The sequence below is a fragment of the Poseidonocella sedimentorum genome (genome assembly GCF_900116005.1).
Classification (GTDB): domain Bacteria; phylum Pseudomonadota; class Alphaproteobacteria; order Rhodobacterales; family Rhodobacteraceae; genus Poseidonocella; species Poseidonocella sedimentorum.
The window spans coordinates 71,105-85,424 of sequence record NZ_FOYI01000010.1 but is presented as its reverse complement, the minus strand read 5'-3'; the positions used below and the strand labels follow the sequence as shown (position 1 = coordinate 85,424).

Sequence of the window (14,320 nt, the reverse complement as noted above, 5' to 3'; positions counted from 1 at the left end):
CAAACCGGCTTGAGCGCTTGCATTGGCAGGGAATTGACGTAACAAACCGGGCGATACCTTACGCCGGAGACCTGGAATGGGCACCAGCCAGATCGACTTCTTCATCGTCGGGGCGATGAAATCAGGGACAACGAGCCTGCGCGCGGCGCTTGGTCGGCGTTCGGATATCGACATGGCCAAGAGCGAGCTGCACTTTTTCGACCATGACGGCAATTTCGCCGAAGGGTTCGACGCCTATTTCGAGAACTTCGACATGGACGGCGACTACCGTCTGCGCGGCGAAAAGAGCCCATCCTACAGCCTCGTGGCCACCGCCGCCGAGCGCATTCACGCCTACAACCCCGATGCGCGCATCGTCTGGAGCCTGCGCGATCCGGTGGAGCGGGCGGTCTCGAATTTCTTCCACGCCAAGAAGCGCAAGCCCGATGCCCTCTCGATGACCGCAGCGCTCGACCGCGCAGAGGAGCTTGAGGCCAAGAACCATACGATGGCCTATCTCTTCCGCTCGCAATATGAAAAGCACCTGGCGTTTTACGATGCCGTGTTTCCGCCCGAGCAGATGCACATCTCCATTTTCGAGGAGATGCTGGAAGACCCGGACGGCGAGATCCACCGGCTGGAACAGTTCCTCGGCTATGACGACCACCTGACGCGCAAGAAGATGCCGCATCGCAACAAGGGCGTCGAAGAGGTCATGAACACCTATGAGGTAACGGACGCCGAGCGCGCGCGCCTCAAGCCGCTTCTGGCGCCTACGGTCGCGGCGATCGAAGCCCGGCTCGGCCGCCGCATTCCGGCGTGGCACACCTGATGCCGCGCCCTTCCCAGACGTCGAAAGAAGGACCTTTTTCATGAGTATCAATCAGATCATCACAGACGTCTGGAACGAGATGGATGACGAGACCCGCCGGCAGGAATTGTCGCACTGGCGCGGTGTCGGGAAATACGCGGATGACAAGAAATGGCTGAGCATCGGCAATCGCAGCGTCAAACGGCTCGGCGCGCTGCGCCGGTTTGCCAAGCAACGCGGGCCCCTGTCGGATCAGCGCCCGGTCATGCTCGAATGGGGGCAAGGCGGCGGCGCCAACGCGTTTGCGTTCAAGGAGGTTGCCGAGGCCTATTACGGTGTCGACATCGCGGAAAAGAACCTTGGCGAGGCCACGCGCGTTCTGACCGAAGCGGGCAAGCCGGACCTGTTCCGCCCGGTCCTGCTCACCGGGGAGCCCTCGGAGATCGTCGGTCAGATCGAGCCTGTGGACATCATCCTCAGCACTGCGGTGTTCCAGCATTTCCCGACAAAGGGCTATGGCTATGAGGTGCTCAAGGCGATGCGGGCGGTGTGCAAGGACGGTGCGCTCGGGCTGATCCAGATCCGCTATGACAACGGTGACTCCGACTTCCGCGCCAATGTGTCGGTCGAGCAGTACAAGGACCGTTTCATCAAGGCGACCTCCTACCAGCTCGATGAATTCTGGTCGCTGTGTGAAGACGCCGGCTTCACGCCGCAGTACCTCACCGAAATCGCGCCGAAGTCGCATTACGCCACCTTCGCGCTCATCGCAGGCTAGTCCGCGCGCGGCGCGCGCCGGTCCCTAAAGGTCTTCGAGTTTGCCTTTCGGGAGCGGCAGCGCGCCGTCGATGGTGCAATCGAGGAACCCGCCGCCGAGGCGCTGGAGCTCCTGTTCGACCCGCAGATAGGCAAAGAACCCGGGGCCGTGCTCCGTCCATGTGGCGGTCAGGCTTTTCTGTGTTGTCTCCAGCGAGGCATGGAGCGACTTGTCGTAGAAATAGTTGCTCTCGCGCTCGGCGGTCTGGTTGTAGTTGCTGTCGCAGCCGACAAGGCCAATGCGCCGGTAGCCCATCTTGAGGGCGATCGGCGTTGCGACGCTCAGCACACCGGTCCGGCCATCATGGGTGAAGCCGTCGGTGTCCATGTTGGTCGCGCCGGTGACGTCGATGAAATCCTTCTGGGGCTTTTCGAACAACACGTAGCGGATGTCGAATTCCTGATCGATGCCGTGCATTTCGAAGTATTCGCGGAAGTAGAAGCTGGTCCAGAGCACGGGTTTGTGGGCCTTGGAGCGCAGCACCCCGAGATAGGACTCCGGCAATTTCGGATCCTGGGTTTGCCAGCCGCCGAAGAGCATGTGCGATCCCAGAACCAGGTGATCGGGTTTGAGCTCGTCGAACATCTCGTGATGGATGAACCAGTTGAACGCGAAGGTCTCGAACCCGGCGAGCAGGCCGAGGTCGGTCTGGTTGAGCGAGGGGCCGTTGCCGATGAAGAAACACGCAGGCTCTCCGTCGATCTGGCGCCCGGGGGATTTGGGCGTGAAATAGGCCGGCGCGGCCGCGAGCGTCTGGTGATACTGCCGCTGGCGCAGGCGGCCGAGCACGTCGTGGCACAGGTTGCGCCAGACGGTCGGGCGCACCGCGTGGCCCGACTCCTCAGGGATCAGGTCGGCCTCGGTGTAGAGCGCGTCGAACCACGGCTTGTAGCCGGCGAAATGCACCATTCGGACGAAGGCAGTGCTGCCCCCGCGCAATCCATCGAGATACTTGATGTTGCAGTTGAAATTGATCGGCAGGATGTCGCGGTCACGCTCGCAGATGAACCGGTTCCACGCCTTTTGATCGGCAAAGCGGTCGAGCAGGGGGCAGACCGGCTCGTTGTTGCGCTTCACCAGATCCTTGAGCGCGTCCTGATGCTCGGGGGTCATGTAGCGCGCGGGCACCGAGATGATGCCCGAGTTGATCACCGGGTGGCCGGTGACCTGCGAGACCGCCGACCAGCGCCGCGCGCCGTAATCCTGACAGGCATAGATCCGATCGGGTTCGACCGGCAGCGGGCCTTCGTCCGATCCCAGCGGGATGTCGCGCCCGGTCCAGAGCATGCTGATGTCGTCGATGATCGCGGTATCGCTGTCGATGGCGATGACCCGCTCGTAACCTTCCAGCGTGAGTGACATGACGCTCATGTAGCCAAGGATGCCGATGCGTTTGCGGTTGCTCGAATCGAGCTCCATCGTGGAGAACCACGACATGTCCGGCACGGTGAAGCGGATCTTGGGATACATCGCCTGCAGGCGCCGCTGTGAAAATTCGGTGATCGTGCCGTCATGGAAGACAATCACGTCGGAGTTCAGTTCCGGGTAGACGTCCAGCAGCGACGCCAGAAGGACCTGCAGCCCGGGCAGGAAGCGGTTGTTGGCGACCGTGGCGAACGCGACGCTCGCGGGCGGGCAGTGCCGTTTGGGAAACACCTGCGAGAACATCGGGGGATAGATCCCCTGGGCGACTTCCCGCACCGCCAGCCGCGCTTCGCTCAGGGGGGTGCCCTCGGCGCGGACGGTGTCGAGCTCCTTGAGGGTCGCGCTCAGGCTCTTGAGATAGTTCACATGCCGCGGGGTCGTGCTGCCGTCGACCCGTTTGAGCGCCTCGCGCGCCTGGATCTGGGCTTCCTTGCGCTGGCGGCGGGCGTCCTCGCGCTGCTTGCGGGCGGTGTCGCGCTGCTCCCGCGCCGCTTCGCGCTGCTCGCGCGCGAGCTCGGCCTTCTGGCGCTGTACCTTGAGCTCCTCGCGCAGAGAGTTGATCGCGGCGTCCCCAAAGTAGCGGAGAAAAAGGTTACGGGCGAAATGTTTGGGGGGACGCAATGGCATGGTCTTGGTCTTTTCGTAAGGGTCAGGTCAAGTCGAGGCCGCGGTGAAGCGCGTTCGGTCTATCCCCAATCGGCTGGCGATCGTAAAGGCCCGTTCCAGACGGGGCCGTATTTCAACCGCCTGGCGCAACATGTCCAGCGCTTCGTCGGTTTCGCCCGAGGTCCAGAGCAATTCGCCCAGACGGCACAGGGCGCCGTAGTGCTTCTTGCGCAGGCTCAGGCTGCGGCGATAGGCGCTGATGGCGGCGTCGGTCTGGCCGGCACGGTCGAGAATATCGGCAAAGGCATCCGATATCGTGACGGATTTCGGGGCCAGCCGGACGGCTTCCTTCGCGGCGGCGACGGCTGCGTCATGCTCACCGAGTTTCGAGCGGATGCGCCCTTCGATCTGGTAGCCATCGGCCCAGCTTCCAAGCGCCTTGAGCGCGTTGAGCTGCGTCAGCACGTCCCAGGGCGCGTCGAGGTAGTAGCCTTCGACGACGCGGGTGATCAGCGCGCTCTGCACCGTATCGAAACAGCGCGTATCGAGCGAGACGCCCCGCATTTCGAGCCGCGCGCGCGCGGGCACCGTCCCGGTTTCGGCAAAGCTCTGCACCAGCGAGAGCATGATTTTTTTGGTCAGGAGGAACTGCGAGACGAGGTGGTCCTGATCCGCGACGGGCAACAGGTTCGCGCCCTGCCAGGGCACGCGCAGCACGTTGTAGATATCGACGAAATCCGCCGCGCCGAAGAAGACCGTGGCATTGCTCGGCCGCCAGCTCCCCAGCATCATCGCCAGATCGCGGTTCGCGTCCGAGACAGGCTCTCGCGGGGTGTGGGGCAGGCGGCGGTCCAGCAGCGTCTGCGGAGACATCGCAAGGCAGGCGGAGGCATCCATCTCCCGCGCCATGCGGATCGCGGCGTAGCCCCCCATTGACGCGCCGAAGGTCAGACTTTGCGATGCGCCGAGATCCGCCACGGCCTTTTGCACCAACTGCGAGACCCCGGTCCAATCGGTCACCGTCTCGGAGATGCCACGGTCGTACCACTGGTCATAGGGGTCGCGGATATAGATCCGGTGCAGGCTGTCCGAATATTTTTCGAACATGTTGTAAAAACTGAAGCCGTTGGCGTTCAAGGAGCTGAAGGCAATCGCCACCCGGTCGGAGGGCTTGTCCGCCGGTTTTACCAGAAACGTTTCGTCCATGCATGCACCACCTGATCTGTGCTTTTGTTATGGCGCTGCTCGCACCGCGACGGTCCTGATTTCCCCCCTTTGGTCATAAACAATCCCTAGGGTGATGCAACTGCGGCGTGTCCGGTTCCGCCGGCGATGCCGTCAAGGGCGCGCGGCGAGCTGCGCCAAAACCCGTTCCCCGAGGTCGGGGGGGCAAAAGAAATCGCGCGCCCAGTCCGGGTCGGGCGGCTGCACCGACAGCGACAGCACGTCGGCAAGGGGCGCGATCAGCCCGCTCGCCCCGAACAGCCGGCGCATCGGGGCGACGAGCGGGTCGCGGTAGCAATCCACCGTATCGAGATGGATCATGCAGGGCCGGCCGTTGCTGACCAGATCGGCGGCGGCGGTCGAGGTGCAGGTGATCCCGATCCCGGTGCGCGCGAGCGCCTCGTCCATCGCGCACACGATGGTCCGCAGGTTTGGTGGCGGATCGGGGAGGCGGGCCATCAGGCTCGGATAGTCATAGCGCTCGCGGTGCAGGTGGCGCTGATTTTCGTCCGGCAGATGGCGCAGCTTGATCCAGACGCTGCGCTCCGGATGGCGCCGCGCCAACGCGGCGAGAACCTTCACGATATGCAGCCTGCCGCGCCGTGTCGACGGCGACAGCGCCTGGGCAAAGAACCAGATGTCTCCGCCCGGATCGCCCCGCTGCGTGCTCAGCGCCGCGCCGGGATGCAGGAAGGCCGGATGGCCGAAGCCGAGCACGCCGGGCCGGGTCTTGAGGTTGGAGGTTTCCATGACGGTCTCGAAGTCTTCCGCCGCGCCGCGCGGGACGAGAAAAACGCTATCGGCAAATCGGCGGCGCAGGTAGGCGCGCTTGGGGAAGAACTCCAGCCCGCCCTCGAAAGCCACCACTCTCGGGCGCCCGGCCCGCGCGCGCAGCGACGGATCCTGCAACGCGTCGCTCAGAGGGCGGTAGAGCCGGTTCGTCACCACGCCCGCGATATCATCGCGCAGAAAAAGCCCGGCGAGATCCTCCTCCACCGCGCGCCGATCCGGGCCCTGCGGCAAGATCGCCTTGAACTGGCGCATTGAGAGCGCGTCTTCGGGAAGATAGTGCCAGAGCGCCACCGGCGGCGCGTTCGGGACATCGCGCAAGAGCGCGCGCATGCGTTGGGCGAAAAACAGGGTGCTGTCGTCGCTGAAGGGTATGACAACGGGCGCGCTCATCGCCCGCTCTGGCCCGAATTGCCCGCGGCGCGCCGGCGCGTCTCGGCGTTGAAGGCGCGCAAGACGTCCCTTTGCGCGGCGTTGTGGCGGCGGTTCGCGCGGCGCAGGTGATCGATCTGCAGCCATTCGAGCTTGAGAATGTGCATCACCGCGCGAGCCGGCGCACCAATCACGGGACGATTTCGCGAACGATACAAGGCCTTGACGGCGGCAGTCTGTTTGAGGCGAGACAACATCGCGGAAATCGACTTCGGAACAACTGCGGGGATCGGGGTTGTTTACACGCAAGGTTCTGCTTTGTAAACGAAACGGGATGCACCTTCGCACCGGTTGGGCCGGGACCTGATTGCAATGACCTCTACCTTGTCCCCGGCCGGTTCAACGGCCTGTGTCATCCTTGCGCGCGGGGGCTCCAAGGGGGTGCCCGGCAAGAATCTGCGGAAGGTGGGCGGGCTGTCGCTGGTGGCGCGCGCGGTGCGGGCCGGGGTGGCGGCCAGGGGCGTGGCCGCGACCTACGTCTCGACCGACAGCCCCGGAATCGCGGCCGAGGCGCGGGCTTTTGGTGCGCGGGTGATCGCCCGGCCGGAGGAGCTGTCCGGCGACAGCGCGACCTCCGAATCAGGCTGGCTGCATGCCCTGAGCGAGCTGCGCGCCGATCTGCCGGACGTCGGGCGGCTCGTGTTCCTGCAATGCACCTCGCCCTTCACAACGGGCGACGATATCGACCGGGCGCTGGCGCAGATGGCCGAACAGGACGCGAGCTGCGCGCTTTCGGTGACGCCCAACCACACGTTCCTGTGGCATCGGGATGACGCGGGGTTCGGACGCGGGACCAACCATGACGAGACGCGCCAGCGGCAGCGCCGGCAGGATCTGCCGCCCGCCTATGGCGAGAACGGCGCGTTCTACTGCGTGGATGTGGCGGCCTTCGAGAAGACCGGCCAGCGGTTTTGCGGCCCTGTCGCCCTGTGCCCGGTGGACCATCCGCCGCTGGAGATAGACAGCGTGCAGGATCTCGAGCTTTGCGCGCTCATCGCCAATAGCAGCCACGCCAGCGACCCTGGGCCTGAGCGGCTCGAAAAGGTCCGCGCGCTGGTGATGGATTTTGACGGGGTCCACACCGACAACCTCGTTCACACCGATCAGGATGGCCGGGAAAGCGTGACCACCTCGCGCGGGGACGGGATGGGGCTCTCGATGCTGCGCGATCGGGGCGATGTGGCGCTGATGATCCTCTCCAAGGAGCGCAACCCCGTGGTCCTGCGCCGGGCCGAAAAGCTGCGCATCGAGGTGCAACATGCGGTTGACGACAAGGTCGCCGCCTTGGAAGACTGGCTCGCGGAACGACAGCTAGGGTGGGCGAATTTGGCATATATCGGCAACGATCTGAATGATCTTGCGGCGCTGGAGCGGGCGGGCCTGTCGGTGTGCCCGTCGGATAGCCACCCCGAAATTCTCGCCATGGCCGATTGGGTGCTGCCACAGCCGGGCGGGCGCGGCGCCTTGCGGCATCTGTGCGATGCCTTGCTGCGGATCCGCGAGTGACCGGGAGTTCCTGCCCTGCCCTCTTTGACGCCGATCGCGTGGTGGTGGTGGCGGGGAATGGCCCGTCGCTGGCGCGGCTCACCCCGGGCCGGGTTCTGGCCAGCGACGCGGTGGTGCGGACCAACAATTTCTTCTTCGAGCCGGAATGCTATCTCGGGCTGCGGGTCGATCTTGCGGTGATGTCGGGCGATCCGCGCGTGGCGCCCTTCATGTTCGAGACCCTCTGGCGCCACGGGCGCGACTACGACATCGGCGCCTGGACCGGCCGGAACCCGCGGGTCGTCGCGGCGGGCCGGCGCCGGTTTGCGCGACAGTTCCGCCCCTTCGCCTATCGCGATGCCCATGTGGAGCGGATGGTGGAGCAGATCTGCGCGCGCTATGGCCGCAAGCCGACCACCGGCACGCTGGCGGTCATCGCGGCGCATGGCGCGGGGGCGCGGCGGATCGTCATGGCGGGGTTTGACCTCCATTCCGGCGCGCGCCGTTACATCTATGCCCCGGGCCGGAACTACCGCGCGCTGATGGCCGCGAGCCTGTCGCAGCCCGGGCCGGAGCCGCATCTGCACGATCCTTCGCTGGACATCGAGATCCTCACCGCCCTCGCCGCGCGCGATGATCTGAGCCTCGGCGTTGCCTGCGAAAGCTCCGTCCTGCGCGCGCATCTTCCCGCCGCTCCGGTGCGCTCCGGCCCCGCGTTTCAACGCCAACTGCGTCAGGCCCCCGCCGATTGGGTCGGCCGTGTCGGCGCCTATCCGATTTCCATGTTGCGTCTTTTTCGACGGCTGCGGAGCGTGACCCGCGCCTGAAACACATTTGCCTTTAGGAGACACTCGATGCCCCTCAGCCCCGACCATCTGTCGACCTGGATCACCGGCAAGGCGCTGCCGCTCTGGACCGGGGTGGGCATCGACGCAGCGACCGGGACCTGTTGGACCGCGCTTGATCACGCCGGCGCGCCTTGTGTCGACATGGCCCGCCGTATGCGTGTTCAGACGCGGCAGGCCTATTGCTTCGCCCAGTCGGATCTGCCCGCCCACCGCGCGCTCGCGCTCCAGCTTTTCCGGTTTTCGGTGGATCACGGGTTTGACCCCGAGACCGGCAATCTGGTGGCCACGACGCACCCGGATCTGTCGGTCCTTTCGGCGCCGCATGATCTTTACGACATGGCCTTCACGCTGCTCGCGGCCTCGGCGCTCATCGAGGCGGGAGCGGAGATTTCTGCCGATCTGGCGCGACTCGAGGCGGAGCTGGCCCGGCTCGACGCGCCGCGCGGCTGGTACGAAGACGCAGCGCAGGCCGCCGCGCCCGCAGGCGCCCGGCGCCGCCAGAATCCGCACATGCACATGTTCGAGGCGACAACGGCGCTTTGGCGCGCGACCGGGGAGGCGCGATTCGCCGCGATGGCCGATAAATCGCTTGGCCTTTTCAGAGATGTCTTCCTGCAACCAGACGGGCGGGTGTTCGAATATTTCGACCTCGACTGGCGCCCGGTGGATCTGACCGAACAGGCCGTCGAGCCGGGGCATATGGTTGAATGGGTCTATCTTCTGGATCAGTGGGAGAAGGTGTCGGGCACATCCTGCGGGGTCGATCTGCGCAAGGTCTTCGAGGCCGCGCGGGGCAGTGCGGATGCGGCGGGCACGGCGCTGCCCGACACCGCGATGCCGCTTTCGGAGGCCCGCCGCTGCTGGCCGCAGACCGAGTTTCTCAAGGCGGCGGTGAGCTTGCGGGCGCGGGGCGCGCTGGCGGCGGAAGACGCGGAGCTGCCGGAGGCCATTCTCGCCGCGCTTTGGGCCGATTATGTCGACGTGGAGGTGCCGGGCGGCTGGTACGATAGCCGGCGCGTCAGCGACCGGGCGCTGCTGTCGGATCGGATGCCAGCGTCGACATTCTACCATCTTTTCATGGCGTTTCAGCACTACATCGCCGAGCGATCCGGCTGATCAGCCCCGGGCCAGTCGCCGCAGCAGGTGGCGCCCGAGACACAGGCTCGCCGCGCCGCGCCCCAGCCCCTCACGGCGGTAAACCTGCCATGTTGCCGCCGCCGCTCTGAGCCGGCGCGACGACAGCGATCCGGGCGTTGCGTGATGGACGGCGAGCGGTGTGGTCAGGCCATGCGCGCGGGGCAATTCGCGCAGAATCTCCAGCCAGAGCGCATAGTCCTGCCGCAAGGGCAGATCCGGCATCAGCCGCGTGCCAAGGCGCTCGCGGTCATAGACCGCGGTGAGGCAGCCGATGATGTTCCCGCGCAGCAGCGCCGCATGATCCACGCTCTCCGGCACGGCCACCTCGCGCCGCTTTTCGCCGCGCGCGCGCCAGAACCCGGTATAGCTCAGCCCCGCGCCGACCCGTTCCATGAACGCGATCTGCGTCTCCAGCTTCTCGGGCAGCCAGCAGTCATCGGCGTCGAGAAAGGCGATGTACCGTCCGGCAGCCTGCGAGATCGCGCGGTTGCGGGCCTGCGCGGCGCCACTGCGCCGGGGCTGCGCCAGCAGGCGGATGCGCGGGTCGTCGCGCGCCAGCCGGGTGGCGATTGCGGCGGTGTCATCGGTCGAGGCGTCATCGACGATGAACAGCTCCCAGTCGGTACGCGTTTGATTGCGCACCGAAAGCACCGCTCTTTCCAGCCACGGCGCCGCGCACCACGCCGGCATGATCACGGAAACCAGCGCGCTTTCCCCTTGGCGATCTTCCGCGGAGAACGGAGCGGCCTTTGTCACGGTTTGACTTCCCCCTGATCTACGGTCTAGGACGGCATGGAACGCGGTCACCGGGCCACCTGCCGATTATCTCTTAAGAGGTTCATTTGATGATTACGAAGTCCACCCCCGTGCAAGTCATCGCAGAAATAGGGTGCAACCACAAAGGTGACATGGAGATCGCGAAAGAGCTCATCCGTGTTGCCGCGCATGTCTGCAAGGCCGATGTCGCGAAGTTCCAGAAGCGCCACAACAAGGAGCTTCTGACGCCGGAAGAATACAACACGCCCCACCCGGTCCCGGCCAATTCATATGGCGACACCTATGGCGCGCACCGCGAGTTTCTCGAATTCGACGTGGACCAGCACAAGGACCTGATCGCCTGCTGCGAGGAAAACGGCATCGCCTATTCCACGTCGGTCTGGGATCTGACCTCGGCCCGGGAAATGGCTTCGTTGAACCCGCCGCTGCTCAAGATCCCGTCGGCCACCAACCAGCACTACGACCTGCAGGGCTACCTGTGCGAGAATTATGGCGGTGAGATCCACGTCTCGACCGGCATGTCCACCGGGCAGGAGATCGTCGATCTGGTCAATTTCTATGCCGAGCGCGGGCGGGCGAAAGACCTCGTGGTCTATTCCTGCACCTCGGGCTACCCGGTCGCCTTCGAGGATATCTGCCTGTTCGAAATCCGCACCCTGATGGAAAAGTTCGGCGCCACGGTGAAGGGTATCGGCTTTTCGGGCCACCATCTGGGGATCGCCGCCGATGTCGCCGCGATGGCCGTGGGCCGCGCGATGGAGGCCGATGGCAAGGGCCGCTTCACCCATATCGAGCGCCACTTCACCCTGGACCGGACCTGGAAGGGCACGGATCACGCCGCCTCGCTTGAGCCGGACGGGCTGCGCCGCCTGTGCCGCGATCTGCGGCATGTGGACGCCGCGCTGGCGCACAAGGGGCAGGACATTCTCCCGGTCGAGCAGGTCCAGCGCGACAAGCTCAAATGGGTCGAGTCCCGCCACGGCGCCCAGATCGCCAGCTAAGCGCCGCCGATCCCGCGACCTCGGCGCCCGCGCGCGCCGAGGCCGGACGGCCCCTCAGAGATAGATCGCATCCTTGCCGAACCGGCGCAGGATCAGGGCCCCGAAGAACATCGGAATGAGCCCGAAGACGAAGACATAGCTCAGCGATATGTACTCGGGATGGTACGAGGCGAAATATCCGGACCGCGACAGGCCCGTGATATGGATCATCGGGTTGTACCAGAAGATGTCTCTGGCGATTTGCGGCAGGTCTTCGAAAGTATAGAACACCCCCGAGAGCAGCAGCAGCGGCCGGCTCGATACGTTCCAGACCCGCGCGTAGAGCTGAAAGGCATAGGTCAGGTAGGCGTGTAACATGCCCACGCCGAAGGCGAGCCAGAGGCTGCAGGCATAGGCCAGAAGGATCGGACCGGGGTCGATGATTTCTCGGATATCCTCGAACTGGAAGATGCCCCACAGCACGATCGCGTTGACCATGATCTGCGTGAGCAAGGCCAGGATCCCGCGCGCGAAGACGGAGTCGAACACCGTCACCCGGGGATAGGCCATCAGACCGCGGTTGAAATTGATCGCGCCGGCGATCGAGCTTTGAATGATCAGGAAAAACCGAAGCGGCAGGACGGCGGAGGCATAGAACAGGATGAAGCTCGTGCCCAAGGACGGGGCGCGCAGCAGCAGTGAGAATGCGACCGAGAGGATCGCGATCACCGCAATCGGCTCCAGCACCGCCCAGAGATACCCCCCCGGCGTCCGGCCGTAGGATGTGGTCATTTCCCGCAGGATCAGCGCGAAGATCGTCCGCATCGAGCGAAACCGCAGGGTCCGGCGGCCGGTGGCGGGCCGCAGCGCGGGCGAGGGCGGGATGGACTGTACCATTTCGGAGGGCTGAGACCTATGCTATGTCCATGACATAAAGCACGAAAACCAGCGCGTTTGGAACACACTCTTGGCAGAAGATCGCCCCAGGTCCCCTGAAGAGACTGGCGGAGCCGCCTCGCGGCAAGATCCCGCAGATGGCGGCAAGGGGCCTGTCGCTGCACCGTCCGATGACGCCGAAGCGGCCAAGGCCAAGCGCGTTGCCGCCCGGGCCGCCAAGGCCGAAGCCAAGGCCCGGCGCGCCGCCGAACAGGCCGCCGAAAGAGTCTCTGAAGCCGGTGGGATGGCGCCCCGGGTCCAGCCCACCGTCGCGCCCGTCCGCGCGCGCCGCCGGCACTGGGGACTGCTCGTGAGCTTTGTCCTTCTGGTGCTCTGCCCGACCTACGCGACCTATTGGTACTTGTCCGAGCGCACGGCGGATCAGTTCGCCTCCGACATCGGCTTCACGGTGCGGCGGGAGGAGACGCCATCGGCGGTCGATATCCTCGGCGGGTTCTCCAACCTGTCCACTGCCGCGTCGTCCGACAGCGATATTCTCTACAAGTTCATCCTGTCGCGGGAGTTGCTTGAGATCGTCGATGCCGAGCTGGATCTGCGCCGGGTCTACTCGCGGCATCACGAGACCGACCCGATCTTCAGCCTGGCGCCGGAGGCCAGCGTCGAGCAGCTTCTGGCGTTCTGGCAACGGATGGTCCGGGTCTCCTACACCTCCGGCACGGGGCTGATCGAGGTCAAGACGCTCGCCTTCACCCCCGAGGACGCCAAGCTGATCGCGGAGCTGATCTTTCGCGAAAGTTCGCGCATGATCAACGATTTGTCCGCCATCGCCCGCGAGGACGCGATGCGCTATGCGCGCGAGGAGCTGGCGCAGGCCGAGATCGAGCTCAAGGCCGCGCGGCAGGCGATCACCACCTTCCGCTCGCGCAACCAGATCGTCGATGTCCAGGCGGATATCCAGCTTCAGATGGGGCTTCTCGCCAGTCTCCAGCAGCAGCTCGGCGAGGAGCTGATCAACTTCGATTTGCTGAGCAACTCGGCCCGCGACGGCGATCCGAGGCTGTCGCAGGCGCGGCTCAGGATCGATGTCATCCGCCGCCGCATCGCCGAGGAACGCGAGAAGTTCGGCACCGGCACCGCCGGGGGCGTGGACGCGACGGTCGCCACGCGCGACTATGCGACGGTGGTGGCCGAGTTCGAGGCGCTGACGGTCGAGCGCGAGTTTGCCGAGACCCGCTACACCGGCGCGCTGACCAACTTCGAGACCTCCCGCGCCAGCGCGCAGCGCCAGTCGCGCTATCTCGCCGCCTTCGTGCAGCCGACCCTCGCCCAGACGCCCGAATTCCCGCGGCGGACGATGATCTTCGGCCTCGCGTGTTTGTTCCTCGTGGCGGGCTGGGCGATCCTGTGCCTGATCTATTATTCCTTGCGTGATCGTCGCTGAGCCATGATCGCGCTGCGCAATCTGACCAAGAGTTTCTGGACACCGAGCGGGCGCAAATACATCCTGCGGGATGTGAACCTGGTGGTTCCGGCCGGCAAGGCGGTGGCCCTGATGGGGCGCAACGGGGCGGGCAAGACCACGCTCCTGCAGATCATCTCCGGCAACATGTCGCCCGACAGCGGCGAGGTCGTGAGCGAAGGGACGATCTCCTACCCGGTGGGGTTCGGGGGGTCGTTTCACAGGGATCTCACCGGCGCCCAGAACACGCGTTTCGTGGCGCGCATCTATGGGGTCGATACCGAAGAGCTGCTGCGCTTTGTCACCGGGTTCGCCGGTCTCGGCAAGCACCTGCACATGCCGGTGCGGAGCTATTCCTCGGGGATGAAATCGCGCCTGGCCTTTGGCGTGTCGATGGGCATCCATTTCGACACCTACCTCGTGGATGAGGTGACCTCGGTCGGCGATTCCGCGTTTCGCCGCAAGAGCGCCGAAGTCTTCATGGACCGGATGCGCCATTCAAGCGCGGTGGTGGTGACCCATTCGCTCAAGGAGGTTCGTCGGCTCTGTCAGGCCGGCTGCGTGATCGAAGACGGGCAGCTTGAGTATTTCGACAATGTCGAGGACGCGATCGCGCTGCATGTCTCGAACATGGAAGACAAGGGCAAGGGCTGA

The 14,320-nt window shown here is 65.1% G+C and carries 14 protein-coding genes; 8 read left to right on the top strand and 6 right to left on the bottom strand.

The window, feature by feature from the left end; genetic code table 11:
• Window positions 1-76 precede the first annotated feature (76 nt).
• Both BM353_RS13280 and BM353_RS13275 read left to right on the top strand, forming a co-directional pair.
• Window positions 77-811 carry a sulfotransferase family protein gene (locus BM353_RS13280; RefSeq protein ID WP_092081688.1) on the top strand — a complete coding sequence of 245 codons (735 nt, stop codon included), beginning with the start codon at window positions 77-79 and terminating at the stop codon, window positions 809-811.
• Window positions 812-851: 40 nt separating this feature from the next.
• Entirely contained in the window at window positions 852-1,568 is a 717-nt protein-coding gene (locus tag BM353_RS13275; RefSeq protein ID WP_092081686.1) for a methyltransferase domain-containing protein, read from the top strand.
• Window positions 1,569-1,592: 24 nt separating this feature from the next.
• On the opposite strand, the gene BM353_RS13270 is transcribed toward BM353_RS13275, so the two are convergent.
• From BM353_RS13270 to BM353_RS16670, 4 genes are all read right to left on the bottom strand, one after another.
• On the bottom strand, window positions 1,593-3,659 hold the full coding sequence (locus BM353_RS13270) for a glycosyltransferase (RefSeq protein ID WP_143104163.1): 2,067 nt from the start codon (window positions 3,657-3,659) through the stop codon (window positions 1,593-1,595).
• 27 nt (window positions 3,660-3,686) lie between these two features.
• Entirely contained in the window at window positions 3,687-4,844 is a 1,158-nt protein-coding gene (locus tag BM353_RS13265; RefSeq protein ID WP_092081682.1) for a tetratricopeptide repeat protein, read from the bottom strand.
• Window positions 4,845-4,976: 132 nt separating this feature from the next.
• Window positions 4,977-6,044 (bottom strand): DUF6716 putative glycosyltransferase, encoded by a 1,068-nt coding sequence (locus BM353_RS13260; protein ID WP_092081680.1) that lies wholly within the window; start codon window positions 6,042-6,044, stop codon window positions 4,977-4,979.
• The gene (locus tag BM353_RS16670) at window positions 6,041-6,280 is read right to left on the bottom strand and encodes a hypothetical protein (RefSeq protein ID WP_143104162.1); all 240 of its coding nucleotides are present in this window, start codon (window positions 6,278-6,280) and stop codon (window positions 6,041-6,043) included. Before BM353_RS16670 ends, BM353_RS13260 begins: the two co-directional genes overlap by 4 nt.
• A 115-nt stretch (window positions 6,281-6,395) precedes the next feature.
• Between BM353_RS16670 and BM353_RS13255 the strand changes: the two genes are divergently transcribed.
• From BM353_RS13255 to BM353_RS13245, 3 genes are read left to right on the top strand one after another with little or no spacing between them, the layout of a single operon-like run.
• The gene (locus BM353_RS13255) at window positions 6,396-7,589 is read left to right on the top strand and encodes an acylneuraminate cytidylyltransferase (protein ID WP_092081678.1); all 1,194 of its coding nucleotides are present in this window, start codon (window positions 6,396-6,398) and stop codon (window positions 7,587-7,589) included.
• Window positions 7,586-8,395 (top strand): hypothetical protein, encoded by an 810-nt coding sequence (locus tag BM353_RS13250; RefSeq protein ID WP_092081676.1) that lies wholly within the window; start codon window positions 7,586-7,588, stop codon window positions 8,393-8,395. Before BM353_RS13255 ends, BM353_RS13250 begins: the two co-directional genes overlap by 4 nt.
• A 27-nt stretch (window positions 8,396-8,422) precedes the next feature.
• Complete coding sequence (locus tag BM353_RS13245; protein ID WP_092081674.1) at window positions 8,423-9,532, top strand: AGE family epimerase/isomerase; 1,110 nt, start codon at window positions 8,423-8,425, stop codon at window positions 9,530-9,532.
• Here the strand turns inward: BM353_RS13245 and BM353_RS13240 are convergent, their stop codons facing one another.
• The gene (locus tag BM353_RS13240; protein WP_245759652.1) at window positions 9,533-10,309 is read right to left on the bottom strand and encodes a glycosyltransferase family 2 protein; all 777 of its coding nucleotides are present in this window, start codon (window positions 10,307-10,309) and stop codon (window positions 9,533-9,535) included.
• 152 nt (window positions 10,310-10,461) lie between these two features.
• Between BM353_RS13240 and BM353_RS13235 the strand changes: the two genes are divergently transcribed.
• Window positions 10,462-11,331, top strand: coding sequence for an N-acetylneuraminate synthase family protein (locus BM353_RS13235; RefSeq protein ID WP_245759651.1), 870 nt, complete (start codon window positions 10,462-10,464; stop codon window positions 11,329-11,331).
• Between the two features lie 54 nt (window positions 11,332-11,385).
• On the opposite strand, the gene BM353_RS13230 is transcribed toward BM353_RS13235, so the two are convergent.
• On the bottom strand, window positions 11,386-12,207 hold the full coding sequence (locus BM353_RS13230) for an ABC transporter permease (protein WP_092081670.1): 822 nt from the start codon (window positions 12,205-12,207) through the stop codon (window positions 11,386-11,388).
• Window positions 12,208-12,277: 70 nt separating this feature from the next.
• Here BM353_RS13230 and BM353_RS13225 point away from each other — a divergent pair, with 70 nt between their 5' ends.
• Both BM353_RS13225 and BM353_RS13220 read left to right on the top strand, forming a co-directional pair.
• Window positions 12,278-13,648, top strand: a complete 1,371-nt coding sequence (locus BM353_RS13225) for a KpsE/RkpR family capsule polysaccharide export protein (RefSeq protein WP_177220553.1) — start codon at window positions 12,278-12,280, stop codon at window positions 13,646-13,648.
• 3 nt (window positions 13,649-13,651) lie between these two features.
• A complete protein-coding gene (locus BM353_RS13220) occupies window positions 13,652-14,320 on the top strand; it encodes an ABC transporter ATP-binding protein (RefSeq protein WP_092081668.1) in 669 nt (222 codons plus the stop codon).

What these genes read in the sequence shown, in the direction of transcription:
- BM353_RS13270 (WP_143104163.1), bottom strand. Translation starts at nt 3,659, where the DNA reads ATGCCATTGCGTCCCCCCAAACATTTCGCCCGTAACCTTTTTCTCCGC.
- BM353_RS13255 (WP_092081678.1), top strand. Translation starts at nt 6,396, where the DNA reads ATGACCTCTACCTTGTCCCCGGCCGGTTCAACGGCCTGTGTCATCCTT.
- BM353_RS13275 (WP_092081686.1), top strand. Translation starts at nt 852, where the DNA reads ATGAGTATCAATCAGATCATCACAGACGTCTGGAACGAGATGGATGAC.
- BM353_RS13245 (WP_092081674.1), top strand. Translation starts at nt 8,423, where the DNA reads ATGCCCCTCAGCCCCGACCATCTGTCGACCTGGATCACCGGCAAGGCG.
- BM353_RS13265 (WP_092081682.1), bottom strand. Translation starts at nt 4,844, where the DNA reads ATGGACGAAACGTTTCTGGTAAAACCGGCGGACAAGCCCTCCGACCGG.
- BM353_RS13235 (WP_245759651.1), top strand. Translation starts at nt 10,462, where the DNA reads ATGGAGATCGCGAAAGAGCTCATCCGTGTTGCCGCGCATGTCTGCAAG.
- BM353_RS13230 (WP_092081670.1), bottom strand. Translation starts at nt 12,207, where the DNA reads ATGGTACAGTCCATCCCGCCCTCGCCCGCGCTGCGGCCCGCCACCGGC.
- BM353_RS13220 (WP_092081668.1), top strand. Translation starts at nt 13,652, where the DNA reads ATGATCGCGCTGCGCAATCTGACCAAGAGTTTCTGGACACCGAGCGGG.
- BM353_RS13260 (WP_092081680.1), bottom strand. Translation starts at nt 6,044, where the DNA reads ATGAGCGCGCCCGTTGTCATACCCTTCAGCGACGACAGCACCCTGTTT.
- BM353_RS13280 (WP_092081688.1), top strand. Translation starts at nt 77, where the DNA reads ATGGGCACCAGCCAGATCGACTTCTTCATCGTCGGGGCGATGAAATCA.
- BM353_RS16670 (WP_143104162.1), bottom strand. Translation starts at nt 6,280, where the DNA reads ATGTTGTCTCGCCTCAAACAGACTGCCGCCGTCAAGGCCTTGTATCGT.